General features: G+C 59.4%; 28 protein-coding genes. 6 read left to right on the top strand and 22 right to left on the bottom strand.

Features of this window, described 5'->3' with window-relative positions:
* The first annotated feature begins 67 nt into the window (after nt 1-67).
* Both LG31_RS0112180 and LG31_RS0112175 read left to right on the top strand, forming a co-directional pair.
* On the top strand, nt 68-967 hold the full coding sequence (locus LG31_RS0112180) for an acyltransferase (RefSeq protein WP_033114743.1): 900 nt from the start codon (nt 68-70) through the stop codon (nt 965-967).
* A 6-nt stretch (nt 968-973) separates the two neighbouring features.
* Complete coding sequence (locus LG31_RS0112175) at nt 974-1,939, top strand: acyltransferase (protein WP_033114742.1); 966 nt, start codon at nt 974-976, stop codon at nt 1,937-1,939.
* On the opposite strand, the gene LG31_RS0112170 is transcribed toward LG31_RS0112175, so the two are convergent.
* Together LG31_RS0112170 and LG31_RS0112165 are read right to left on the bottom strand one after the other, a co-directional pair.
* Nucleotides 1,864-2,367 (bottom strand): 2-thiouracil desulfurase family protein, encoded by a 504-nt coding sequence (locus LG31_RS0112170; RefSeq protein WP_033114741.1) that lies wholly within the window; start codon nt 2,365-2,367, stop codon nt 1,864-1,866. The genes LG31_RS0112175 and LG31_RS0112170 overlap by 76 nt on opposite strands.
* A complete protein-coding gene (locus LG31_RS0112165; protein WP_033114740.1) occupies nt 2,364-3,014 on the bottom strand; it encodes an NUDIX hydrolase in 651 nt (216 codons plus the stop codon). The genes LG31_RS0112170 and LG31_RS0112165 overlap by 4 nt, the downstream gene beginning before the upstream one ends.
* Nucleotides 3,015-3,088: 74 nt before the next feature.
* On the opposite strand from LG31_RS0112165, the gene LG31_RS0112160 reads away from it, so the two are divergent.
* Both LG31_RS0112160 and pncB read left to right on the top strand, forming a co-directional pair.
* Nucleotides 3,089-3,724: a nicotinamidase gene (locus LG31_RS0112160; RefSeq protein ID WP_033114739.1), complete on the top strand. Its 636-nt coding sequence runs from the start codon at nt 3,089-3,091 to the stop codon at nt 3,722-3,724.
* 101 nt (nt 3,725-3,825) lie between these two features.
* Entirely contained in the window at nt 3,826-5,004 is a 1,179-nt protein-coding gene (pncB, locus tag LG31_RS0112155; RefSeq protein WP_033114738.1) for a nicotinate phosphoribosyltransferase, read from the top strand.
* Between the two features lie 73 nt (nt 5,005-5,077).
* Here pncB and LG31_RS0112150 read toward each other — a convergent pair whose 3' ends face one another.
* The 9 genes from LG31_RS0112150 to rph all read right to left on the bottom strand — a co-directional run bounded on the left by LG31_RS0112150 (nt 5,078) and on the right by rph (nt 14,528).
* Nucleotides 5,078-5,686: a thiol:disulfide interchange protein DsbA/DsbL gene (locus LG31_RS0112150; RefSeq protein ID WP_033114737.1), complete on the bottom strand. Its 609-nt coding sequence runs from the start codon at nt 5,684-5,686 to the stop codon at nt 5,078-5,080.
* Nucleotides 5,687-5,823: 137 nt separating this feature from the next.
* Nucleotides 5,824-6,813: a serine/threonine protein kinase gene (locus LG31_RS0112145; RefSeq protein WP_033114736.1), complete on the bottom strand. Its 990-nt coding sequence runs from the start codon at nt 6,811-6,813 to the stop codon at nt 5,824-5,826.
* 74 nt (nt 6,814-6,887) lie between these two features.
* On the bottom strand, nt 6,888-8,339 hold the full coding sequence (ccoG, locus tag LG31_RS0112140) for a cytochrome c oxidase accessory protein CcoG (RefSeq protein WP_033114735.1): 1,452 nt from the start codon (nt 8,337-8,339) through the stop codon (nt 6,888-6,890).
* Nucleotides 8,340-8,494: 155 nt separating this feature from the next.
* The gene (locus LG31_RS0112135; protein WP_033114734.1) at nt 8,495-8,758 is read right to left on the bottom strand and encodes a YihD family protein; all 264 of its coding nucleotides are present in this window, start codon (nt 8,756-8,758) and stop codon (nt 8,495-8,497) included.
* Nucleotides 8,759-8,788: 30 nt separating this feature from the next.
* Nucleotides 8,789-9,943: a GGDEF domain-containing protein gene (locus LG31_RS0112130; RefSeq protein ID WP_033114733.1), complete on the bottom strand. Its 1,155-nt coding sequence runs from the start codon at nt 9,941-9,943 to the stop codon at nt 8,789-8,791.
* Nucleotides 9,944-10,070: 127 nt separating this feature from the next.
* Nucleotides 10,071-10,460, bottom strand: coding sequence for a Cu(I)-responsive transcriptional regulator (gene cueR, locus LG31_RS0112125; RefSeq protein WP_033114732.1), 390 nt, complete (start codon nt 10,458-10,460; stop codon nt 10,071-10,073).
* A gap of 10 nt (nt 10,461-10,470) precedes the next feature.
* A complete protein-coding gene (locus tag LG31_RS0112120; protein ID WP_033114731.1) occupies nt 10,471-12,903 on the bottom strand; it encodes a heavy metal translocating P-type ATPase in 2,433 nt (810 codons plus the stop codon).
* A 179-nt stretch (nt 12,904-13,082) separates the two neighbouring features.
* Nucleotides 13,083-13,736: an orotate phosphoribosyltransferase gene (gene pyrE / locus LG31_RS0112115; protein WP_033114730.1), complete on the bottom strand. Its 654-nt coding sequence runs from the start codon at nt 13,734-13,736 to the stop codon at nt 13,083-13,085.
* Between the two features lie 75 nt (nt 13,737-13,811).
* Entirely contained in the window at nt 13,812-14,528 is a 717-nt protein-coding gene (rph, locus tag LG31_RS0112110) for a ribonuclease PH (protein ID WP_021138508.1), read from the bottom strand.
* A gap of 147 nt (nt 14,529-14,675) precedes the next feature.
* Here rph and LG31_RS0112105 point away from each other — a divergent pair, with 147 nt between their 5' ends.
* Nucleotides 14,676-15,539, top strand: a complete 864-nt coding sequence (locus LG31_RS0112105; protein WP_033114729.1) for a YicC/YloC family endoribonuclease — start codon at nt 14,676-14,678, stop codon at nt 15,537-15,539.
* Nucleotides 15,540-15,614: 75 nt separating this feature from the next.
* Here LG31_RS0112105 and LG31_RS0112100 read toward each other — a convergent pair whose 3' ends face one another.
* From LG31_RS0112100 to LG31_RS0112080, 5 genes are all read right to left on the bottom strand, one after another.
* Complete coding sequence (locus tag LG31_RS0112100) at nt 15,615-16,490, bottom strand: hypothetical protein (RefSeq protein WP_152598385.1); 876 nt, start codon at nt 16,488-16,490, stop codon at nt 15,615-15,617.
* A 25-nt stretch (nt 16,491-16,515) separates the two neighbouring features.
* The gene (locus LG31_RS0112095) at nt 16,516-17,046 is read right to left on the bottom strand and encodes a fimbrial protein (protein ID WP_033114727.1); all 531 of its coding nucleotides are present in this window, start codon (nt 17,044-17,046) and stop codon (nt 16,516-16,518) included.
* A gap of 20 nt (nt 17,047-17,066) precedes the next feature.
* Nucleotides 17,067-17,750 carry a fimbria/pilus periplasmic chaperone gene (locus LG31_RS0112090; protein WP_238567519.1) on the bottom strand — a complete coding sequence of 228 codons (684 nt, stop codon included), beginning with the start codon at nt 17,748-17,750 and terminating at the stop codon, nt 17,067-17,069.
* 65 nt (nt 17,751-17,815) lie between these two features.
* On the bottom strand, nt 17,816-20,233 hold the full coding sequence (locus LG31_RS0112085; protein ID WP_238567518.1) for a fimbria/pilus outer membrane usher protein: 2,418 nt from the start codon (nt 20,231-20,233) through the stop codon (nt 17,816-17,818).
* 110 nt (nt 20,234-20,343) lie between these two features.
* Nucleotides 20,344-20,907, bottom strand: coding sequence for a fimbrial protein (locus LG31_RS0112080; protein ID WP_033114725.1), 564 nt, complete (start codon nt 20,905-20,907; stop codon nt 20,344-20,346).
* 219 nt (nt 20,908-21,126) lie between these two features.
* Between LG31_RS0112080 and LG31_RS0112075 the strand changes: the two genes are divergently transcribed.
* On the top strand, nt 21,127-22,056 hold the full coding sequence (locus tag LG31_RS0112075) for a LysR family transcriptional regulator (protein ID WP_033114724.1): 930 nt from the start codon (nt 21,127-21,129) through the stop codon (nt 22,054-22,056).
* Here the strand turns inward: LG31_RS0112075 and LG31_RS0112070 are convergent.
* The 6 genes from LG31_RS0112070 to LG31_RS0112045 form a co-directional block, all read right to left on the bottom strand.
* Entirely contained in the window at nt 22,053-22,268 is a 216-nt protein-coding gene (locus LG31_RS0112070; protein ID WP_033114723.1) for a putative antibiotic biosynthesis monooxygenase, read from the bottom strand. The genes LG31_RS0112075 and LG31_RS0112070 overlap by 4 nt on opposite strands.
* A 69-nt stretch (nt 22,269-22,337) precedes the next feature.
* Nucleotides 22,338-22,667, bottom strand: a complete 330-nt coding sequence (locus LG31_RS0112065) for a hypothetical protein (protein ID WP_033114722.1) — start codon at nt 22,665-22,667, stop codon at nt 22,338-22,340.
* A complete protein-coding gene (locus LG31_RS0112060; RefSeq protein WP_033114721.1) occupies nt 22,660-23,118 on the bottom strand; it encodes a DMT family transporter in 459 nt (152 codons plus the stop codon). Before LG31_RS0112060 ends, LG31_RS0112065 begins: the two co-directional genes overlap by 8 nt.
* On the bottom strand, nt 23,118-23,558 hold the full coding sequence (locus tag LG31_RS0112055; protein ID WP_033114720.1) for a DMT family transporter: 441 nt from the start codon (nt 23,556-23,558) through the stop codon (nt 23,118-23,120). The genes LG31_RS0112060 and LG31_RS0112055 overlap by 1 nt, the downstream gene beginning before the upstream one ends.
* A complete protein-coding gene (locus tag LG31_RS0112050) occupies nt 23,555-24,070 on the bottom strand; it encodes a VOC family protein (RefSeq protein ID WP_050513455.1) in 516 nt (171 codons plus the stop codon). The genes LG31_RS0112055 and LG31_RS0112050 overlap by 4 nt, the downstream gene beginning before the upstream one ends.
* Nucleotides 24,070-24,435: a carboxymuconolactone decarboxylase family protein gene (locus LG31_RS0112045; RefSeq protein WP_033114718.1), complete on the bottom strand. Its 366-nt coding sequence runs from the start codon at nt 24,433-24,435 to the stop codon at nt 24,070-24,072. Before LG31_RS0112045 ends, LG31_RS0112050 begins: the two co-directional genes overlap by 1 nt.
* Nucleotides 24,436-24,616: the final 181 nt, after the last annotated feature.

Below are 24,616 nucleotides of genomic sequence, written 5' to 3'. Positions count from 1 at the left end.
CTGATATTATGGCCACAGATCTGACCACTTGATGGCCCTTTATCGACAGCAAGACGGACCCGAACTCATGCCCAATAAGCTGACAGAGCGACTGCGTGGCAGCCTCTCCACCCTGCTCTATTTTTTCAACACCCTCTTCTGGTTTGTCCCCATCTTCTCGCTGGGTCTGCTCAAACTCCTGCTCCCCCTCAAGGGGTGGCGCACCCTCTGCAACTGGCTGCTGGATGGCTGTGCCAGCTGCTGGATCGGTTTCAACAACCTGATCCAGAAAACCATTATCAGAACCCCTTTCGAGGTGGTCGGAGTGGACAAAGGGCGCCGGAATGAGTGGTATATGGTGATTGCCAACCATCAATCCTGGGTCGACATACTGGTATTGCAGCGGGTTTTTAACCAAAAAATCCCCTTCCTGAAGTTTTTCCTCAAGAAAGAGCTGATTTGGGTACCTTTTCTCGGTCTGGCATGGTGGGCGCTCGACTTCCCCTTCATGCGGCGATATTCCAGAAAGTTTCTGGAAAAACATCCCCATCTGAAGGGAAAAGACATAGAGACAACCCGTAAAGCCTGTGCCCGGTTCCGCCACATTCCGGTGAGTGTGATGAACTTCGTCGAGGGCACTCGCTTCACACCGACCAAGCACCAGAAGCAAGGCTCGCCCTACCGTCACCTGCTCCATCCGCGCGCAGGCGGCATCGCCTTTACTCTGGCCGCCATGGGTGACCAGTTGCAGCAACTGGTGGATGTCACCATCGCCTACCCGGACGGCATTCCCAGCTACTGGGATTTCATGTGTGGCCGGGTCGGGAAGATCAAGGTTCAGATCCGCTATTTGCCGATCGACCGCAAACTGGTGGGGGATTACTTCAATGACCCCGAGTTCCAACAAGAGTTTCAGCAGTGGCTGAACGGGATCTGGCACGAGAAGAACCAGACCCTGAACCAGCTGCTGGCAACCAAGGCGCAGTAAACACTCATGTTATCCATGCTTCCTGGCCCGCTGGTGCTGATCATCAGTGCCGGCCTGACCATCCTGTTCACCGCCTTGTGCGCCAGCCTGATCCTGCTGGTGTCGCTAGCCAAACTGCTGCTGCCGATCCCGGCGTTTGGCCGCGCCTGCAGCCGCCTCAACAACCGCTTCATGCGCCTGTGGCTGGCCTGCAATGCGCTGGTGATCCGTCTCACGATGCGCATCGACTGGCAGATCGAAGATAAGACCCGACTGCGCAAGGATGGCTGGTATCTCGTCATCAGCAACCACATGAGCTGGACCGACATAGTCGTACTGGGTCACCTGTTCCGGGACCGGCTGCCGGTGCCCAAGTTCTTCATGAAGCACGAGCTGATATACATACCGCTGCTGGGGCTGGCCTGCTGGGGGCTCGACATGCCCTTTATGCGCCGCTATTCACGGGAATTCTTGCTGCGCAACCCGCACCTGCGCGGCAAGGATATCGAGACCACCCGCAATGCCTGCGGGAAGTTTCGCCACATCCCCACCACTGTCATCAACTTCGTGGAAGGGACCCGCTTCACCGAGCAGAAACGGGATGCCGCCCGCTCCCGCTATCGTCACCTGATGCCGCCCAAGGCGGCGGGGCTGGCCTTTACGCTGGCTGCCATGGGCGAGCAGTTCGACAGCCTGATCAACGTCACCATCCGCTATCCGGACAATGCCGAGACCCCGTTCAAGGACTTCCTGATGGGACGGGTAAAACGCATTCAGGTGCGGATTGAGGAGCTGCCGGTGGATGAGCTGCTGATAGGGGATTACTTCAACGACAAGCAGTTCAAGCGCGGTTTTCAGGAGTGGCTAAACCAGCGCTGGCAAGAGAAGGACGAGGTGCTGGAGGGATGGCAGAGCGGTCAGGCACCGCTGCCGGTTGCCGCCAAATCCGGGGATGAATCCAAAGAGAGCGCAGAAGCCAACTCGGCCAACTGATCCTCGGAGAACACTGCAATACCGTGGCGGCGCAGCAGGGTGGCGGTCTTGCCCTCGCCTGCCACAGAAACACCTTCGAAGCGGCCGTTATAGATACGGCCGCTGCCACATGAGGGGCTCCCCTCTTTCAGCAGGGCGAAGCGAATACCCTGCGCCTGACAGATTTCCAGCGCCAGCTCGGCGCCGCGGTCAAACTCGGCAGTCACATCCAGCCCGCTCGCCGTCATCACTCGCTCTCCCTGCCGCTCGGCAGGAGGACGCGGGGTCGGCAGACCACCCGCCACTTCGGGGCAAAACGCCAGAGTTCGCCCTTCGGCACCCAGCTCACTGAGCCAGTCGCTGACGATCCCCTTGCTTTGACCATCGTAACGCACCGGCTGACCCAGCAGGCAGGCACTCACCAGCACACGAACAGGGGATGCGCTCATGCTTCCGCTCCGTGCATCACCTGATCGAACATCACGCAGCAGGGGCTTTCCATCCGGTAGAGAATGGCGGGGCGCTGTTTGCCAGTCCGCTTGCGGCCTGTGTCCACCAGGATGTCGGCACGATGGATCCGCTTGCGAAAGGCGGCCGTATTCATGGGTGTTTGCAGGATGATCTCGAAGGCGCGCTGCACCTCCGAGAGGGTGAACTCGGTACCCAGCAGTTGCAGCGGCAGAGTGCTGTAGCGGCTCTTGATCCGCAGCCGCTCCAGCCCCTTGGCGATGAGCTGGAGATGGTCGAAGGCGAGGCTCATGCCCGGCAGGGTCGAGACCGGATGCCAGCAGCCGTGGCGGATCTCCACTTCAGGCGCCACCAGACAGAGGTAAACCAGGGTGGTGGACCAGCCGCGGGGATCCCGCTCCAGATTGCCGAGGGTGCAGACCTGCTCGCTGTAGCAGTCACCCAGCCCCCACTCCGCCAGCAGGCGGCGCTGGGCGGCGTCCAGATCCCGGTCCAGCGTCTCGTCGATGCGCAGGGCAGGCAGTTGCCAGCAGTTGGCAAAAGGGGGGCGATCGCGGGTCTCGAGCAGCAGCTCGAGCCGCTCCTCATGCAACCGCAGCACCACCATATCCAGACTCATTCTCAGCATCCCGATCGCCCTGCTCGCCTTCCATTAATGTTTGGTAGATAATATCACACGAATAGTATGTGCAGGAGCCAATCATGGGAACCGTCGCCAGTCTGGATATTGATGCGCAGAAGGGCTTTACCCCTCTCTGCCCGAACGAACTGCCCGTCGCGGGCGGGGATGATATTGTGGCGGCCCTCAACGCTCAGGCCACTCTCGCCAGCCTGCGCATCGGCAGCAAGGATGCCCACCCCGCCAATGCGGTCTGGGTGGCCAGCGAGCCTGCTACCATGCTGCAACCGCTTGATTTGCCTAACGCCGATCTCACCTGGCCGGTACACTGCGTCCCCGGCAGCAAGGGGTTCGAGCTGCTCGACGGCCTGCCCGCTCCCATCGACTATGACTTCTTCGTCTGGAAGGGAGTCGAGCCTGACCTGCACCCCTATGGCACCTGTTTCCACGATCTGGCCGAGCGCCGCAGTACCGGCCTCATTGAATTCCTGCAAGCCCGTGGTGTCACCACTGTGCTGGTCGGCGGCCTCGCCACCGACTACTGCGTCAAGACCAGCGTGCTGCAACTGCGCCGCGCCGGTTTCCGGGTGATCGTCCACCTCGATGCCTGCCGTGGCATCGCGCCCGAGACGATTGCCAGCGCCCACACCCAGATGATCGAGGCTGGCGCCGAACTGGCCCAGACCCTGACCGATGTTCAACGCCTGCTGGACGCCTGATATGCCCCCCATTCTCATCAGCCTGCCCGATACCGGCGTCTGCAATCTACAAAAGCGGCAGGGGAGCGCTCTTGCGTTCACCCGCCTGCGGGGAGTCTGATATGCCACCCATACTCACCAGCCTGCTCGACACCGACGCCTACAAGCTGCACATGCAGCAAGCGGTGTTCCATCGCTATCCGGATGCCGAGGTGGTGGCCGAATTCCACAGCCGCAACGAAGAGGACCTGCTGCCCATGATGGGGCAGATCGAGGAGCAACTGCGCCTCGCCGGCTCCCTGCGGCTGACCAAATCCGAGCACCACTTTCTGGCCGAGCGCCCCTTCTTCACCCCTGACTACCTCGACCATCTGCGCCGCAAGCCGCTCGACGCCTCCCTGCTGAAGGTGTTCGAGCAGGATGGCCGCATCAATGTGCGGGTCGAAGGGCCGTGGCAGGATGTGATCCTGTGGGAGATCCCGGTGCTCGCCATCATCAGCGAGATGCGCAACCGCTTCCGCTACCCCCAGTTTGGCGTCAGCCACGCGCTGGAGCGGCTCGATCAGAAGATCGACAAGCTGGAGCGGGAGCTGAGTAGTGACGAGATGAGCGAGTTCAGCCTCATCGACTTCGGCACCCGCCGCCGCTTCTCCCATGCAGTACAGGATGCGGTAGTGGGGCTCCTCAAGGAGCGGCTGCCGGCATTTCGCGGCACCAGCAACTACATGCTGGCCCAGAAATACCAGCTCCCCGCCGTCGGCACCCAGGCCCACGAGTGGTTCCAGGCTCACCAGCAGCTCGGCTTCCCGCTCGAACACAGCCAGCGCGCCGCCCTCACCAGCTGGCTGGACGAGTTCACCGACCATCTCGGCATTGCGCTGACCGACTGCATCACCATGGATGCCTTCCTGCGCGACTTCGACTTCGAGCTGGCCAGCCGCTATCAGGGCTTGCGCCACGACTCCGGCGATCCCGTGGTATGGGGCGAGAAGGCGATCAGCCACTATCAGCGCCTCGGTATCGATCCTGCCGAGAAGACCCTGGTCTTCTCGGACGGCCTCAATCTCGACAAGGCGGTCGAACTGTTCCGCCACTTCCGCGGCCGCATCAACACCAGCTTCGGCATCGGCACCAAGCTCACCTGCGACCTGCCCGGCGTCAGCCCGATGAACATCGTGTTCAAGCTGATGGAGTGCAACGGCGGCCCGGTTGCCAAGATCTCCGACAGCCCGGGCAAGACCCTCTGCCGGGATGCGGAGTTTATCCGCAACCTCAAGCAGGCCTTCCACGTCGGGGTCTGATCTGCCAGATCACCAGAAAACAAAAAGCCCGCCGGTTTGCACCGGCGGGCTTTTTTTATCGACTCAAGAGTGATCAGTCTTTCTTGGCCAGCAGGAATTTCACCAGCTGGTTGAACTGCTCCTGAGAGGAGATGGATTCAATCTTGATCATGTACTTGCCGTTCACCAGGAAGGCCGGTACGCCACGGATGTTGTAGCTCTCCATGTTGCGATCGAACTGGGAGACCATGCCGGACACGGCGAAGCTGTCGACGGCACCGTCAAACTCTTCGGCCGGTACACCGTTAGCGACGAAGAGCTGCTTCACGTCATCACGGCTCATCGGCGGCTGACGCTGAACATGGATCTTGTTGAAGATGGCCGGGGTCAGCTTGGCTTCGGCGTTGAGCAGGCTGGCAACGGCGTAGGCGCGCTGCATCTCCGGGCCCATTTCACGGCCGAGGAAACCGACCGGGTTCTTCTTCAGGGTGACGCCCTTGGGCAGCTCGGCTTTCATCTGCTCGACGATCGGTTCAAAGGTGGCGCAGTGCGGGCAGTAGTAGGAGAAGAACTCCATCACTTCCGGCTGGGCGGTACCAGTCTGTTTGACCACATCGTAGTTGACGCCTTCCTTGAACTCGGGGGCGGCGTGAACCATGGGGATCATCAGCATGGCAGCAAGGAAAAATAGAACTTTTTTCATGATGTTTCCTGTTAAGGGATCACTGTGAGGCACGCCCGGCGAACCGAAGCAGTGCCAAGCCTATTGTTTCGCCATGCAGACGTCAATGGTCAGGGCCGGAGATCGAGCCCCTCCTGCCGCGCAATATCCCTTCAATTTCACCAGTTTGGCATCAGACTCAACGGCGGTGCCTTCAGAGCCTCCAGCTGTTCGTGCAGGGTCGCAATCTGCTGGCGCCAGTAGTGATCCGTATTGAACCACGGGAAGTGACGGGGGAAGGCGGGATCTTCCCAGCGCCGCGCCAGCCAGGCCATGTAGTGAACGATACGCATCGCCCGCAGCGGCTCGATGAGCGCCAGCTCGCGCGTATCGAACTCCATGAACTCCTCGTAGCCAGCCAGCAGGGTGTCGAGCTGGATCAGCTGCTCGTTGCGCTCGCCACTCAGCATCATCCAGAGATCCTGAATCGCAGGGCCGGTGCGGCAGTCATCGAGGTCGACAAACATGGGGCCATCGCGCCACAAGATGTTGCCGGGGTGACAGTCGCCATGCAGGGAGATCTGCGCCACATCCAGCGTCATGGCGTCGCTGACATGCTTGATCAGCTCGTCGAGCACCCCGAAAAATTGCTTGGCCAGCCCGCTTGGCAGCCATTCGCCGGACGCCAACAGCTGACGCGGCTCGAGCAGCATGCTATCCACGTCGAGCCGAACCCGGTGGTGGAACGGTTTGCTGGCACCGAGCTGATGGATGCGGCCAAGATAGCGGCCCACCCACTCCAGCTGGTCGAGGTTATCCACCTCGAACTGGCGGCCACCAACGCTCTGCCAGATGGCAAACGGGTAGCCTTCATGCTCCAGCAGGGTCTCTCCGGCAAAGGCGAGCGGCGCGGCGACCGGGATCTCCTCCTCACAGAGGCGGGCGGCAAACTCGTGCTCTTCGAGGATCTGGGCCCGGCTCCAGCGGCCGGGTCGATAGAACTTCACCACATAGCGGCGACGATCCTCATCCTGAAACTGGTAGACCCGGTTTTCGTAGCTGTTGAGCTCGATAAGACCTGAGTCGAGCCGAAGACCGCTGAGATCCAGCGCATCCATGATGAGGTCGGGAGTGAGATCGGAATAGTTGAAACGCATGTCATCCACCATAAGAAAGGGGCGCCGTTGCGCCCCATTCTATCACTACTGCCCGCCGTTGCCGTGCATGGCGGTAGGCCAGACCGTTACAACCGGCCGATAAACTTGCTGCCCTGACGCAGGTTGCCCTTGCTGTCATCGGGGGCAGCCCCTTCCCGCTTGAGCACAAACTGGATATCCAGCGTCGGCCGCTTCAGGTTGTAGGGATCCACCGCCAGACTGACCGGCAGGGTGTAAATTTCGCCCGCCTTAAGAGTCACTTCACGGGGGCCGAACCACTGATACTCGGGCAGCCCCTCCACATCCAGCTGGTAAGTCTGGGGTTGCAGGGTCTTGTTGAGGATCTTGAGGGTATAGGTGTTCTCGATCAGCCCGTCGTTGTTCTCACGGAACAGTTGGTTGCGATCCCGCAGGATATCGAGCCCCATCGGCATGATGGACATGGCGTTGTAGGCAAATACCCCCAGCATGGTGGCCATCACCAGGCCATACCCAATCAGCTTGGGCCGCGCCACATGGGTGGAGTCGTTGGCCAGCTTGTGCTCGGTGGTGTAGCTGATGAGCCCCTTCGGATACCCCATCCGCTCCATGGTCTGGTCACAGGCGTCGACGCAGGCGCCGCAGTTGATGCACTCGTACTGCAGACCGTCACGGATGTCGATACCGGTCGGGCAGACCTGCACGCAGAGGTCGCAGTCGATGCAATCCCCCAGCCCCATCGACTTGTAATCGGCTTTGCGCGAGCGGGCTCCCCGGGTCTCGCCACGCTTGGGGTCATAGCCGACGATGAAGGTGTCCTTGTCGAACATGGCGGACTGGAAGCGGGCATACGGGCACATGTGGATACACATAATGGCGCGCATCCAACCAGCGTTGCCGTAGGTGATGATGGTGAAGAAACTCACCCAGAACAGCACCCATCCGCTGGCCTGCAGGGTGAAGAGGTCCGGCACCAGTTCAGTCACATCCTGGAAGTAGGCGACGAAGGTCAGGCCGGTCACCAGCGAGATCGCCAGCCAGGCCAGATGCTTGGCCCCCTTGCGAGCCAGCTTCTCGCCGCTCCAGGGCGCTTCGTCCAGCTTGCGCCGCTTGTTGGCCGGCCCCTCCAGCTTCTCTTCGAACCAGATGAACATGAAGGTCCAGACCGTCTGCGGGCAGAGATAGCCACACCAGACCCGACCGAGGAAGGTGGTAATAAAGAAGAGCCCGAAGGCGGCGATCATGAAGAGCCAGGCGAGCAGGGTCAGATCCTGCGGCCAGATGGTGGCACCAAAGACGTGGAACTGCTGATGGCCGAGGTCGAACAGCACCGCCTGTCGCCCCTCGTAGCGCAGCCAGGGCAGCAGCACGAAGAGGGCAACGAAGAACCAGCCCATCCCTTTGCGCACCCGCTGCCAGTAACCGGTCTGGGCCCGGACGTAGATACGGTTGCCGGGGTTGAATCTGTCATCGCTGGCTTTGAACGTATTGGGGTTGAAAGTCCCGGTTACGCTCTTGTCGGTGACATCCTTGATATCGATTTTCTCGTGATCGGCCATTGCAAGACATCGCTCCCTTATTTGTTATGGAGCGGATTATATCTTAAACAACCTGCTAATTGTGTGGATTAGATGTATCTAATATTGGGGTTGGATCGCAAATTTCGGCAACAAAAAAGCACATCACCTTGCGGTGATGTGCTTCTGTTCAAGATTCACTTGATTCCGCGCGCCTTGAGCAGTGCCTCTTTGAAATCGGGCACGTGATCCTTGGCCAGACCGGGGATCATCGCCTGCTTGTCGGATTCCCGCATCTTGAGGTGATAGATCAGCATGTCGTCGGTCAGCTCGGACAGGGGACCTTCAAAACCCGCTTCTTGGGACAGTTTGGCAACAAACTGCACCAGGCTGAGATCCTGTTCCTTGATCCAGGCAGGCTGCAACAACTCCAGCAGCTCTTCGATACGATGACATTGCATAGACAACCTCTTTAATCTGTCTGTATTAACTCAGGCAACCTTACCCATCAAGGCTACTTCGATTCGATCCCTCCCATTATGCTTGGCCTGATAGAGGGCCGCATCCGCTTTTTGGATCAAATCGGCGATTTTCATGCTGTTGTCCGGTATCAGAGTGGCAACACCAAAGCTACATGTGACCCGACCGGAGACCAGTGACTTCTGGTGCGGGATGGCCAGCTCCTTGAGCGCCTGCCGCACATTGTCCGCCACCTGCAGCGCGCCCTGCATGCCGGTGCAGGGCAGCAGCAATGCAAATTCCTCGCCACCGTAGCGAGCAGCCAGATCGTCCTCGCGCCGCTCCACCTCGGCCAGCAAACCCGCCACCTGCTGCAGGCAGTCATCCCCCAGCTGGTGACCATAGAGATCGTTGAACTGCTTGAAGTAATCCACATCCACCAGCACCAGCGACAGCGGCGCCCGGGCCCGGTGGCAGCGGCGCCAGGCGCGCTCCAGACAGTCGTCGAGATGGGCACGGTTGGCGATGCCGGTCAGGCCGTCGAGACGGGAGGTGAGGCGCAGATGTTCGGAGACCGCTTTCAGCTCTGCCACCAGTTCGGCGTTGGAGAAGCGGTGGTGGAGCGAGGCGATCTGATCCCGCCGCATCCGGCGCAGCAGAGTCGGCAAAAAGACGAAGAGGTAGCCCGCCAGCATGCAGGAGACGATCCGCTCCTGCTCGTTGCCCGCCCCCAGCTCGAACAACATGGCGCACCCGAGCGGCAGGGCGGAACCATAGAGGGTGCGGCGGCTGCCAAACAGCATGATGGCGCTGCCGGTAAGAATGAGGCTGGAGAGCATCATCATGGCGGCCCGGTAGGTATCGGGCAGCTTGTCCATGTAGAGCAGCACCCCAAGCGCCCAGATGATGGAAGTGATGGTGGCTCCGATAAAGAGCTCCCGCTCCAGCACCGGCAGCGGCGTCTGGTGCAGGCGGGCTCGGCGCCAGCGCAGGTGCCAGCCCCGGCCAAGCAACCACAAGAAAGTCCCTGCCAGCCAACCGAGCGCCTCGATGGCGGGCAGATAGTCGTGAAACAGCAGACTCCAGCCAAATGCCAACACGCCCAAACAGGGGAGACTGAACGATGCATGGGTATAGAGCTGAGCCATGATGGCCTGCTTAACCTGGCGTGTCACACTCTGGGTCAACTGAGTACTCCTGTACAAGAGCCGAGCAGTCTACCATTACCCCCTGACCTGCAACAATAAAGCGCCGTTTATTAAGAAGTTAATCAGTCAACGACGCTTTCTCCTGCGCTGGCCGGTGAGCCCTTGCTCACCCCTTCTCCAGCTCGTCGAGGATCGGGCACTCGGGATTCTCATCCCCGTGGCAGCAGCAGACCAGTCCCTCCAGCGAGCTGAGCATCGCCTGCAGCCCGGCGATGCGCGTGCGCAGATCGACGATCTTCTCCTGCGCCAGCTTCTTCACCTGGGCGCTGGTTCTGTGCTCGTTCCGATAGAGCGCCAGCAGCTCCTGACACTCCTCCAGATTGAAGCCGGTCTCCCGCGCTCGCTTGACGAAGCGCAGCTCGCGCAGGGCCGATTCGGTGTAGCTGCGGTAGCCGTTGTCGCTGCGTACCGGTGCCGAGATAAGGCCGATGCTCTCGTAGTAACGGATGGTTTTGGCGGTCAGTCCCGTGGCCTTGGCTACCTTGCTGATGTTCATGGATGACTCCTTAACGGTTCGATTCAGTGCTGACATTGTGGCTGACCTGGGCAATTGCCCGCGGCTGCCAGCGTTTCAGTAACAGGGAATTGCTTAAAACTGTGATGCTGCTCAGGGCCATGGCAGCCCCCGCCAGCTCGGGGCTGAGGTAGCCCAGCGCCGCCAGCGGAATGCCGATGATATTGAACACGAAGGCCCAGAACAGGTTCTGCTGGATGGTGCGCCAGGTCGCTGCCGAGATATCGATAGCATCGGCCACCAGCCGCGGGTCAGATCGCATAAGGGTGATGGAGGCGGTTTCCATCGCCACGTCGGAGCCGGAGCCCATGGCGATACCCACATCCGCCGCCGCCAGCGCCGGGGCATCGTTCACTCCATCCCCCACCATAGCCACCAGCCCGCGGGTTTGCCCCCGCAGCGCCTCCACTTTCTCCACCTTGCCCGCTGGCAGCACGGAGTCAAAGGCCCCGTCCAGTCCCAGCTTGGCAGCGATATGGGCCACGGGGGCCGGCGCGTCGCCGCTCACCAACCAGCTGGCGATGCCGCGCTGGCGCAGGGTGGCGATAGCCTCCGGACTCTCGGGGCGCAGGGTATCGGCCAGTGCGGCGATACCAGCCACCGTGCCGTCGATGGCCACCCAGACCCGGGTCGCGCCATCGGCGGGCTGTTCATCCTGTTGCGGCTGCTCAATGCCGAGTTGGGCCAGCAAGGAACCATTACCGATGGCGACCGCGTGACCCGCCACCTGACCGACTATGCCAGCACCGACCCGCACCTCGACCGCCTCCGGCTGGGGCAGCACTACCTCCTTGCCGACCGCCTCGCGCATGGCCAGCGCCAGCGGGTGTTCGCTCGCCTGCTGCAGGGCGGCGGCGAGACGCAGCTGCTCGGCAGTACCGCTCCAGCTCGCCAGCACAGGCTTGCCCTGAGTGAGCGTGCCGGTCTTGTCAAAGATGAGCGCCTTGATGGCGTGGGCCTTCTGCAGGGTATCCACATCCTTGATCAGAATGCCGTGGCGCGCAGCCACCCCGGTACCGGTGACGATGGCCGCCGGCGTGGCCAGCCCCAGCGCACAGGGGCAGGCGATCACCAGCACCGCCACCGCTGCCAGCAGCGCCTGACCGAAATCGTTGCTGATGGCGTACCACACCAGCAGGGTGAACAGGGCGATGGCCATCACCACCGGCACAAACACGGCGGAGACCTTGTCCACCAGCTGTTGCAGCGGCGCCTTGCCCATCTGGGCGCTCTCCACCAGTGCGATGATCTTGCTGAGGCTCGACTCCTCCCCCACGGTAGTGGCTTCAATCTCCAGCACGCCGGAGCGGTTGATGGCACCGCCCAGCACCTTGTCGCCCTCGCCGCGCGGCACCGGCAGGCTCTCGCCGGTGAGGATCGACTCGTCCAGCTCACTGGCGCCGCTCACGATTTTGCCGTCCACCGGCACCCGCTCGCCCACCAGCACCCGCAGCCGATCGCCACGCAGCACCTCGTCGATGGCGACGATCTGCCAGCTCTCGCCACGCCAGACGGTGGCGCTTTCCGGCCGCAGTGCCATCAGTTCACGAATGGCGGACTGGGTGCTACGTCTGGCCCGAGCCTCCAGCAACTTGCCGAGGGAGATCAGGGTAATGATGATGGCGCTCGCCTCGAAGTAGAGCTTGCCGCTGGCGGCCATCCCCAGGTTAAGCAGCAGATAGAGGCTGTAGAAGTAGGCGGCACTGGTGCCGGTCGCCACCAGCACATCCATATTGGCCGCGCGGTTCTTGAGGGCGAGCCAGGCACCGCGATAGAAGCGGCCCCCGATCCAGAACTGCACCGGGGTGGCGAGCAGCAGCTCCAGCCAGGCGGGCAGATGCCAGGGGAACAGTCCGGCCATGGCCAGCATCCCCACCAGCAGCGGCAGGGTGAGCAGGGCCGAGACAATGACCCGGGTTTGCGCCTGACGGGCGCTGGCCGCTTCCTGCGCTTCCCGCTCCAGCAACTGCTGGCGACGGCCGCTGGCCGAGCCCTGCGCCAGTTTGGCGCCAAAACCGAGCGCCTCGATCTGCTCGCGCAGAGCGGCGGGGCTCTGGGCGCCCGGCACCAGCACGATCCGGGCCTGTTCGATGGAGAAATTGACCTCGGCCGAGATAACGCCGGGCAGCGCGGCCAGCATCTTGTTCAGTCGAGCCGAACAACCTGCGCAACTCATGCCGGTAATTTGAAACAAAAAGGTCTCGCTGCCGTAGTCGTAACCCTGACTTTTGATGCTGTCGAGCACCGCAGGCAGGCGATCGGGGCTGGCCAGCTCGATGGCCGCCTGCTCCAGCGCGAAGTTGACGGTGGCCGATACCCCGTCGAGTTTGTTGAGGCTTGCCGTGATGCGGCTGGCGCAGTTGGCGCAGCTCATGCCGCTCAGTGGCAACTGCAGATGAATGGGTGATTGAAGATGAGTGGTCATGTTGTTCCTCCCCGGAACCCGTCGGCACCACAAAACGCCGACTGGCAAACCCTAACCTTTACTGTAAGGGCAAGCTCAAGCCACATGATCCACTTTTTGCAGATGAAAAAAACGGCGCCCGTTTGCTGCCAGAGAACAAACGGGCGCCACATTCAACTATTGCGCGGTGTGAGCGGAGCTCAGATACCGTACTGGGCGCGGTAAGCCTGCATGGCCGCCAGTTGCGCCGCCAGCTCCGGCTGCTCGGCCTGCTTCTCTTCCAGATAGGCAATCAGGTCGCTCATCTGGATGATGGCGATGATGTGGGCGCAGTAGTCACGCTCCACCTCCTGAATGGCGGAGAGCTCGCCCTTGCCCTTCTCCTGACGGTCCAGCGCGATCAGCACGCCCGCCAGCGAAGCGCCGTTGGCCTGGATCAGATCCATGGATTCACGGATGGCGGTGCCGGCAGTGATAACGTCGTCCACCAGCATGATGCGCCCCTTGAGCGGGCTGCCCACCAGATTGCCGCCCTCGCCGTGATCCTTGGCCTCCTTGCGGTTGAAGCACCAGGGCACATCCACATCGTGTTGCTCCACCAGCTGTACGGCGGTAGCGGAAGCGATGGGGATCCCCTTGTAGGCCGGGCCAAACAGCACATCGAACTCGATGCCGGCATCCATCAGCGCGGCGGCATAGAAACGGCCGAGACGGGCCAGATCGCGGCCGCTGTTGAACAGACCGGCGTTGAAGAAGTAGGGGCTTTTACGACCGGATTTCAGGGTAAATTCACCGAATTTGAGAACCTGTTTCTCCAGGGCGAACTCGATAAATTGACGCTGGTAGGCTTTCATTCTGGCTCCTTGCTTGGCTTGTCGTTTACTGGTGTGGGGGTATAAAAAAACGCGGCCAATGCCGCGTTTTTAAAATCAGGAGAGTGACTGCTTCTGCAGCGCAATGATCTCTTCAATGCCGCCCTTGGCGAGCCCCAGCATCGCCAGCAGCTCCTCATGGGTGAAGGGCTCGGCCTCCGCGGTGCCCTGCACCTCGATGATGCGACCATCTTCGGTCATCACCACGTTCATGTCGGTCTCGGCGGCGGAGTCTTCGATGTACTCCAGATCGCAGATGGCTTCACCCTGATACATGCCGACGGAGACGGCGGCGATCATCTGCTTGAGCGGGCTCTGCTTGAGCATGCCCTTCTCGACCATCCAGTTCAGCGCATCCACCAGCGCCACGCAGGCACCGGTAATGGAGGCGGTGCGGGTACCGCCATCGGCTTGCAGCACATCACAGTCAACTGTGATGGAGTGCTCGCCCAGCGCAGTCAGATCTACCGCCGCACGCAGGGAGCGGGCGATCAGACGGGAGATCTCCAGGGTACGGCCACTCTGCTTGCCAGAGGCCGCTTCGCGGTTCATCCGGGAGTGAGTGGAACGCGGCAGCATGCCGTATTCGGCAGTGACCCAACCCTGACCCTTCCCTTTCAGGAAGCGCGGAACGCTGGTGTCGACGCTGGCGGTGCAGAGCACGCGAGTGTTACCGAACTCCACCAGCACTGAGCCTTCTGCATGTTTGGTGAAATTGCGGGTAATGGTAACCGGGCGAAGTTGCGCGGCACTGCGATCGCTGGGACGTGACATGGGACGGACCTCTGGGCTGGCTCAAATTGGCGAAGGAGTATAAGCGATTGCTACTCAAATATCAGCCGCTAAAACCACGGCATCGGCTGACGAGCAGGGCCGGGCTGAGTATACTGGCCGCACACTTCATCAAGCCCGGAACAATCAATGATTCACAGCATGACCGCCTACGCCCGCAAGGAATTCAAGGGCGACTGGGGCACAGCCGTTTGGGAAATTCGTTCGGTAAACCAGCGCTATCTGGAAACCTACATTCGCCTGCCGGAGCAACTGCGCAGCCTGGAGCCGGTACTGCGTGAGCGTTTCCGCGCCAAGCTGCAGCGCGGCAAGGTGGAGTGCAACCTGCGTTTTGAAGCCGCTCAAGCCGATGCAAAGCAACTGCATATCAATGAAGAGCTGGCCAAACTGATCATCGACAGCGCCAACTGGGTAATGAAAGAAGCGGGCCAAGGCCAGCTCAACCCGGTCGACGTACTGCGCTGGCCGGGCGTCATGGCTGCCGCCGAACAGGACATGGACGCGGTCGCCACCGAGCTGCTCGGCGGTTTTGACCAGACCATGGACGATTTCCTCGCCTCCCGCGCCAGTGAAGGGGCAAACCTCAAGGCGCTGATCCAGCAGCGTCTGGATGGTATTCAGGTAGAAGTGAAAAAGGTGCGCGTCCACCTGCCGCAAATCATCGAATGGCAGCGCCAGAAGCTCACCGACCGTCTGGCCGAAGCCAAGGTCGAGCTGGATCCGGCCCGCATCGAGCAGGAGATCGTCATGCTGGCCCAGAAGATCGACGTGGCCGAAGAGCTGGATCGTCTGGAGATGCACATCAGCGAAACCAACAAGATCATGAAGAAAGGTGGCGCCTGTGGCCGTCGTCTCGACTTCATGATGCAGGAGTTCAACCGCGAGTCGAACACCTTGGGCTCCAAGTCTATCAACGCCGAAGTGACCCAGTCCGCCGTCGAGCTGAAGGTCCTCATCGAGCAGATGCGCGAGCAGATCCAGAACATCGAGTGATCGATTGAGCACTCTGTTCTGATAAAAAAGCCCTTGTCGAACAAGGGCTTTTTACTTGATGGCAATGTCACAAACCTAGTCATAGAGCAATGTGACGGGGGCGCTCAGCCGGATATTGCCGCCAGAGCCCTGATAAGACTCCAGCGCCACGGCAAAATCGATGCTGCAACGCGATGAGGCGTAGCACTGCACGCTGCCGATATTGTTCCCGCTCGCCGTTCTCACCCGGAATACCGCACCACTTCCCGACACCAGTGCATTGCCAATATTGGCCCTGACAACCGCCGTCTGGTTGCAGGAGCCGCTAATCGAGACCCCGACCTGCTGACCATAACTGGGCGATATCCGGATCGTGCCGAAGTTGGCAGCTCCTATGTTGAATGAGCACGACGTGATGGGCAGGCTCAGCTCGGATCTGCGCCAATACCAGCTCAGCTCGGCGTGCCCCCTGAGGACGTTGAAGACCCCCCTCCGCTCAAAACCGACGATGGCCTGGATACCGGTGATATTGCCATTTTCGGATGCGCCGGATGCAGTGAGCGACAACCGCCTGTTGCTCAACACACTCATGGCGTAGGCTCGCAGTTTTGGGCACAGATAGAGATCGCAGGCAGCCTCCCATGGTACCGAGGTGCCGCTCGGGAGATACCCTTCATAGACTCTGGTTCTCCCGTTATCGTAGGAGACCTCCATTCTGACTTTATTGGCATAACGGGAGCAGTTTCCCGAATTGTTGCCACAAACTCGTGAGTCAGTAATATTGTTCGAATCCGAACTGTTGAAAACGATCGACATATTTGACAAGGTCATGGTCGATACATCCAGCGCCCACGTCGGCATGCTCACTGCAAATAAAAAAAACGGTAGAAAAAACAACCTCACCCAGTATTTTATGGTGGACGACAGACGTGAATGATTGAGTATTGAACTCGCTTTAAACCATAGATACATGGCCAATAAACTGTCCCTGAAGATATTATTCATAATCCAGTTTGAATTGTGCAGATGCCTTGAAATATCCCGGTTTAAGTTCATTGGCAGACAACACCTTGACGTAGGCACCAAACTCCAGCGTCATATTGCCGGTCGTGATGGAAACCAGCTGACTCGCTCTGTTAATCGGCAGGGGCGTGCCGTTTTTCTCCTCCAGCCCAACCGCAATCCCCTTTGCCTGACTGCTGGAGTCCAGCGCCAGCAGTGAGTTGTCACCAACTGCCGAAGTGCCACTAAACGTCACCTTGACGTTTTTGGCAACGATGGGGTTGCATCTCTCCAGATGGATTTGAAACGCCTTGCTTTTGCTTCGCATATTTCCGGCAAGGTCGTGATCGGTGATCGTGGACATATCGACCTGAACAAGCTCATCTCCTGCCCGCAAATAGCATGGCTGGCTGACCAGTTGTCCGGTAATTACCAGCTGCAGCGTATCGCTAGCTGCCAGAGTCAAAAAAGGGGATAGTAATATCGCCATCCCCCCCACAATGTTACACCCAGAAAATAATTTCATCTGAATGTCCTTTAACGGTTTTATTTTATCTGCTGCAACCTGCAAGTATTGGCGCAGCGATAATGGAGTTGCTTACGGCCACCATAATCATCGATATAGGTGAGCGATGGCCTTGCCCCCATATTGAACGATAGGGTGGCACTGCCATGAGGAGCCAGCATCACGGGTTCAAACGTGCCGACTACCTTGCCATCCACTACCGCCTCGACGAGCGAGATATAGTAGGGCGTAGGGTTATCCAGCCTGGTTTTTCCGCCCTGCTTGCTCACCTCCACCCCGTTCTGCCAGGGCGTCTTGTGACTTGCTCCGGCAACCAGCAGGCTCGTCGGCCGATAGAAAAACTTGATGCGCGTCTGCAAGGCCAGCTGCAGGGTATTGGGTGTATTGCTGCGCGGAGGGATCTCGCGCATGTTGAAGTAGAGGAGGCTCTCCCGGTCCTGTGGCAGCCTCGCCACCTCCGGCAGCGCCTGCACCTTGAACAGGCTCTCCATGCCCGGCTCCAGCCGCTGCAACGGCGGCAAAATGGTAAACGGCGAGTTCACCTTGTTGCCTTTTTCATCTTCCAGCCAGGCCTGTGCCAGATATGGCAGGCTGTTGTTATTGTTGTGGATCGTCAGGCTTATTGATTTGGCCTCACCCGGATAAATGACCCGGGTGCGATCCAGCGATACGGCCGCCTGCAGATGAAGGCTGGTCAAACTCAAGAAAACAGAAACAATCCAACGCATTTTGTGTACCACGATACCCACTCTCGATTCACGATTCGTATTTATTGGCAGACCAGAGAGACCAGAACGCTCTCGGCCGGCAAACGGGCTGGCAAACGGGTTTGGCACTGCTGCTCGCCCCAGCTCACCGTCAGCTCTTCACCGTCATGCAGCCCTGCCAGATAGCCAATCCCATCATCTGCCAGCATGCCTATTTGCTGCTGTTTGGCATTGCGCACCTCGGCCGCAAACGGCAGTGGCTTGTTGTTTGTTGTCCGGATTTCCACCATGCGCTTGGCACCGGAAAGCATGTCAAAGTGACGATATCCAATAGCCCCTTCGGTCAGAGTGCCCGCCGTGATCGGGGGGCCCAGCGGCTCGGCATCTTCCCCAAGCAGATCGACGTTGATCATGGTTCTCTGCCGGTAATAGCTGGTAATGTCGGCTATCACCGCCTTGCCGGAGCGGTTGCTGGCGGTCACATGACCGGCCGACTGCAGCGGCACATCCGCCACCCCATCGGTATCCACCAGCATGCGGGTGCCCCCCATCATGCCCACCGGATGCAGCGCCGAGCCTTGCGCAGTGGCGGTTATGCCACCAGCCATCGACAGGCCAAGCGAGCGGCTGTCTGGTTGATAGCTGGCATTGGCCATCACTGTGCTCTTGCTGCCCGCATGGGTATAAAAACCGCTGATGCCCTCTCCCTGCGGCGAGGTTGAAGCGGTCAGCGAGTAACTGTTGCGCTCATCCGCCATATCGCGAAAACCCACGTTGTGGCTGGCCTTGCCGCTCATACTCGCCGCGTTGTAGCTCAGGCTCTTTCCCAGCCCGAACGGCATGGAGAGCGAGAAATAGAGGCCGTCATCCGCCTGGTTGCCCTGGGTATTGCGATAGGCAGTCAGCGAGGCGTTCAGACCATGCCACTCCATCAGATCGAAATAATGCGACACCGAGACGCTGGCATATTCGCTGTCACGCTGGTTCCAGTAAGACTGATAGGTGTAATCCAGATAGAGACCCAGATTCGCATCGCGAAACTGCGAGCTCAGCAACACCTTGTACATCTCCTTCGAGCCCCCTCCGTAGTGACCGCTCTGCTCTTTTGCACTGACAAAATCACTCATGGTCATGAAGTCGTGCTCGGAGAAGCGATAACCGGCAAAGGTGATCTGGCTGTCATATTCATCGAAGTTCTTCGAGTAGTTGATCCGGTATGACTCACCGGATTTCCGCTCCTGCAACAGCTCAGCCCGCGATGTGGTCACATCAAACGAGATGGCCCCGAGATAGAGCAGATCCCGGCCGATTCCGAGGGCAAGGGCGTTATACCCATCCCCCAGCAGCGTCCCGCCAAACAGCGACTTGCCGTTATCAATTCCCCACGAGAACTCGCCACTCGCAAACAGGGGGCCATCGAACGGGTGCCTGTCCAGCGCGACCTTGCCGCCATAAACCCGGTAACGCAGCGAACCGGGACGCGCCAGATAGGGGATGGTGGCCGTATTCACCTGAAATTGCTGTACCGTGCCATCGACCCCCTCCACCCGGACATCCAGCACCCCGGTGATGCCGTTGCTGAGCTCCTGGATCCGGAATGGCCCGGCAGCTACCTGGGTTTCGTAGATAACGCGCCCCTGCTGGCTCACCACCACCTTGGCGTTGGTCTCGGCTACTCCCACCACTTCGGGAGCATAACCACGGAGATTGGGGGGCAACATACTGTCATCGGTGACGAGGGATGCCCCGGCAAAGCGAAAGCCATCGAACAGCGAGTAGCCACTGTCCAGCTCGCCAACCAGCAGCTGTGAGCTCCAGGTCGGTAAGGCCCGATAACCGTACACTCGCGAGAGCTGCACTTCACTACGGACACTTTCTGCCTCTCCTGTCCCCTGCTCATGGCGAGCTTGCCAGTCCGCCCGCAGGCGCCAGGCACCGAGGTTGGCGCCCCCCACACCATAGCCACTCAGGTTGGTGAGCTGCTGCAGGTCATGGCTCCAGCGTCCGTGCTGAATATTGATGCCGTAGTCGAGCATCACACCGCCAATCCCCTCTTCCCATCGGGTCGGCGGATCCCAGTATTCGTTGACGTAGTCGCGATAGGCCTGTGGCACCGAAATAAACAGGGTGTCCTGACTCAGCTCTCCCCTGACCATCAGGCCGTCGAGCACCCGCAGGTCATAGCACCCCTCGCCATTTTCTGTTGCTGTCAGCTTGGCAAGCTCGGACTGTTTTAACCCCAGCTCCAGACTCAGCTCGCGAGCAAGACAAAATTCTGACTCGCCATGACTGTTCTTTTTAAATTCAATTTGTAGCTCTCCGAGCGAGACCTCATTCACCTTCACCTGCATCAGATATGACCCGGGAAGAATATATCCCGACTTATTAAATGCGCCGGAGGCAATATTTTCCCTGTCATTGATATCAAGCAGATCGGTGTTGAACTCAAATTCGGAAGCAACGGCAACATCAAAGAGCATTAAATATATAAAAAGAGACTGCAGTATGTAGAATATGCGCATAAAAACGAATATGGCTCCATATCAATACTGCGCATCCTTGCGCCTGCAATCAGTCGTCGTGACAACGCTTATTGGTAATTCATGACGAAGTCGGTGGTGGCAGAGAATTCACCTGCAACAGCCTTGACCCCCGTCTTCAGGGTACTGACTACCTTGGCACCAAACTTCAGGCGGTTATCACCGTCAACCAGCGTCAGGGCATTGGTTGGCTGACCCAGTACCACCTCTTGCCCATCATGCTGGCTCACAAGAGAGATAGCGGCACCCTTGGCATAACCACTGACTGCCAGGCGAGTTTTTTCGGTGTTATCTGCAATGCCATTGAAAGTCACGGTCGCAGAGTTGACCGTATCGAGTGTGCAGCCTTCCAGATGAATCTCGAAAGGACGCAGCGGCCCCTCTTTATTCAACTCCAGCACCCGACTCGATATTTGTCCCATCTGCACGGTCTGGTTCACGCTCTCGGAGGCAATTGAACAGGGTGCATCAATAATTGCACCAGTGAAGTTAATAGTACCGCGACTCTGTTCCGGAACAGGTGTCGGTGTCGGCGCGGGAGTAGTATCATCTGCCATCGCATAACCGGACATAATAGAGAACATAGCCACAAATAAAGCCTTATTTCCTGACATCACACATCTCCTTGGTTAATAAAAAGCAACCATTGGAGATATTATTCATATTATTCCGCGGCCATACATAAGAATAATCCCATTCTTTCCGGAAAATAAATGTGCTTGCCCTTATTAAATTCGGTTATGAAGAACACCATTCTGGTGCAGTGACCCACCAGCTTGCCCTGGCCAAGGTCGGCCGATTACCCTTGAGGATTGCGATGGAGGAGGTATCCCGTGAACTACGACGTTTCGTTGTTGGAGATAAAGCTGTTTCTGATGACCACCCGGTTTGGCAGCTTTTCAGATGTGGCGCGTCGGCAGGATATGACCCCTTCGTCCGTCTCGCGCAAGATGGCGCAACTGGAGGAGAAGGTGGGCTCCAAACTGTTGCACCGCCATACCCGCTCCATCTCCCTCACCGAGGAGGGGGTCGCCTTTGCCAAACAGTGCGCCGAGATCCTCCAGCAGTATGAGCGGGTGGTCGGCCAGATCGAGCAGCGGGCGGACACCCCAAGAGGCACCATCCGGATCAGCGCGCCGGTCGCCTTTGGCCGGCTGCACATTGCCCCCTATCTGACCGAGCTGCTGGAGCGCTACCCCCTGCTCAAGGTCGAGTTGCAGCAGACGGATCACTATGTCGATCCGGCGGCCGAGTCGATCGACCTGCTGATCCGCATCGGGATCTCGCAAGACTCCTCCCTGCGGATGAAGCAGTTTGGTCAGCAGCACTACGTGATGGCGGCCAGCCCCGACTACCTCAATCGCCATGGCGAACCGGCCCGTCCGGATGAGCTGGTGCAGCACAACTGTCTGGTCTTCAAGGGGAGCAATGGCCTGCAACGCTGGTTCATCGGCCAGGAGCAGCTGCAACCCTATGAGGTGAGCGGCACCCTCTACAGCAACAATGCCGATACCTTGGTTGCCGGCGCTGTAGCGGGTGCCGGGATTGTAGTGTTCCCCACCTGGCTCATCGGCGAGGAGCTGAAAACCGGGCGGCTCAAACCGATCATGACCCGGTTCACCGTCTCCACCAGCGTGGAGCAGCAGGTGATCAGCGCGCTCTATCTGGAGACCGACCAGCTCGCCGCCAAAGTGAGGGTGGTGATCGATTTTCTGGCGGGAAAATATGGCTCTCCCTGCTACTGGGATGCCAGACAGGTTTAGCCAGACAGCCTGCCGGTCAGCTTGTGCAGCGCCGGCAGCAAGACAAAGACGGCGCAGGCCACGATCACGCTGTCGATGAGCAACACTGCGACTGGTGCGGCGGGGTCGAGCTGCCATCTCGCCAGCAGCGGCGCCATCCAGCGCGGGATCAGCAGCGTCAGCGGAAAGATGATGGCCAGCACGTGCAGGTATTCGCCAAGCTGTTTTTTCATAAAGACTCTGATGTTGTGGCAGCCAAACCAGTGGCAAGAGTGGCATTCCTTTCACCACTGGCGAGCCAGCTACAGCGTGGTGATGTCCCGGGTGCAGATAAAGTGGGCATCCGCGGCAAAGGTTTCGAATTGACGGATCACCTGCTGCATCTGCGAACTCTGGATCTCCTGCAGAAATTGCGTCTCCGACTCAATGCGGATCACTTCGAAGTAGTCCCACGGCGAGGCACTCTGCTGCCCCAGCATCTTCAGCCCCTTGAACACCTCGAACGAGGTGACGCTGTTGAGCCGGTTCACGGTGGGCAGATCGACCTCCCGTGCCCACGCCAGATAATCCGCCTCGTTCGTCCCCGGTTTGAGATTGAAAAAGACCATCAGGGTTGTTGCCTGTTCACTCATTCACTTGTTCCTGTTGTCGGTTCGCCAGATAGATGCAGAGCAGCGCCGCAGCGACGGCCATCATGGCGGCAAGGCGCCAGTAGTTGAGGGGAATGGGGGCATTGCCCAGCCAACCCATGGTATCGATCACCAGACTCATCACCATCTGGCCCAGAATGGTGGCCACAGTGGCGATGGCGACCCCTACCCGTGGAATGGCCGCGACCATCACCACCATGTAGACAATGCCGAACAGGGCACCGGCCAGCTGCCACTTCGGCACGCTGAGCAGGGTCGCCTGATAGGGCGGCTCAAAGAAGAAGATCAGCAGGGCGGTCACCACAGTGCCCATGGTGAAGGTGAGCAGCGAACTCTGCACCACGCCGACCCGCGACCCCAACTGACCATTGATCGCCGCCTGGGCGCTGAGCGCCATGCCGGAGACGATGGCCAACACGATAATCAGCACCATCAGTTTGCTCCCAGATAGGTAAACAGCAGCGCCAGCGCGATGCAGCCAAGTGCCACCAGCCGCAGGGGACGGGTTGCCCGTTTCGGCATGCCAAACCAGCCGAAGTAGTCGATGGCAAAGCTCTTGGTCACCTGCCCCAGCAGGACGCAGATCATCGTCATCGCCACCCCCAGCATGGGGGTCGAGAGAGTGAGCGCCACCACATAGACGGGGCCAAGCAAGCCACCGATCAGCTGCCATTTCGGCACCCCATGCCACCCTGTAGATGGCCCCCGCACCGTGAAGAAACGGATCAGCCAGAGCAGTGCAGCCCCCACACCGAAGATGCTCAGAGTGGCCCACAGATGGCCCACCTGTTCACCAAGGGGGCCCAGCAGGCCCGCTTCGAAGGAGAGGCCCATGCCGGCCATCACGATCAGCAAAACCGGGAGCGCGTTCATCGTGGATCAAACAAGGCGACGGGTGATTGACCGCTATAGGCCTTGCCCTGCGGATAGGAGACCAGCTCCAGCTGCATGCCCCATGGCGCAAGAAAATAGACCCAGGACTCCCCTGCGGTCGGCCCCTCCGTCATGCAGGTCGGCTCGCCCAGCACGGCGATCCCCCGCTCCTTCAGGTAAGCCACCGCCGCCGCCATGTCATCCACATAGAAGGCGAGATGGTGGCCACCGATATCGGCGTTGTTGGGAGCCTTGAGGTTGCGTTCGATATTGCTGGCGTACTCGAAGATCTCCAGATTGATCCCTTTGGCATTCATCACCGCAATGCGGGTGATCTCGGCGCGGGCATGCACGTTGAGGTGCTCCGCCATCCAGTTGTCACTCGCCACAAAGGGCCCGAACTCATAGGCAAGCTCGAAATCGAAGTGGTCGCGAAAAAAGGCGATCGCCTCTGCCAGATTGGGCACGGTAAAGCCGATATGATCGGGCTTTTTCAGTCCTGGAATGGCCATCAGATATCCCCCCGCTCGTGGCGCAATTTGTTGAGCGCCCCCATGGTGGTCGCCCCCTTGTTGAAGCCGGTATAGACGGATGCAAAGACGATCAGCTCTTCAAGCTCCTGCCAGGTCGCCCCCTGCTTGAGTGCCATATCGACATGAGCTGCGAAGGGGTTGCCTTCACCGCTGACGTTGAGGGCCATCTGGTCGATGGCGATGGTGATGAACGCCTTGGTCTTCTGGTCGAGCAGCGGCATGCCCCAGGCTTCACCCGCCACGCGAACCGTCATGTCGCCCCAGGTCGGGTGAATGGATTTGAGCCCGCTGACCAGAGCCTGATCATCGAGCACGGCATTTGCAAAAGGTAATGATGTTGTCATCAGTGACGCCTCAGTAGTTGATAAGTTCGCCGTAGCGGATGAGGCGCATTATTAGGGAGCGGGATGTATTGAAAAACCGGCGGGCCGGAACATCACTTATGCAGGATCTGCACAAATGGCACGGTGAGTTGCGCCATGTTGGAAAAAACAAAACAGGCCCGTTGCGGGCCTGTTTCAGTTG

It is taken from the genome of Aeromonas lacus (genome assembly GCF_000764665.1).
GTDB lineage: Bacteria > Pseudomonadota > Gammaproteobacteria > Enterobacterales > Aeromonadaceae > Aeromonas > Aeromonas lacus.
Note: the sequence above shows the minus strand (reverse complement) of the source record. Positions and strands in the feature narration are given on the sequence as shown.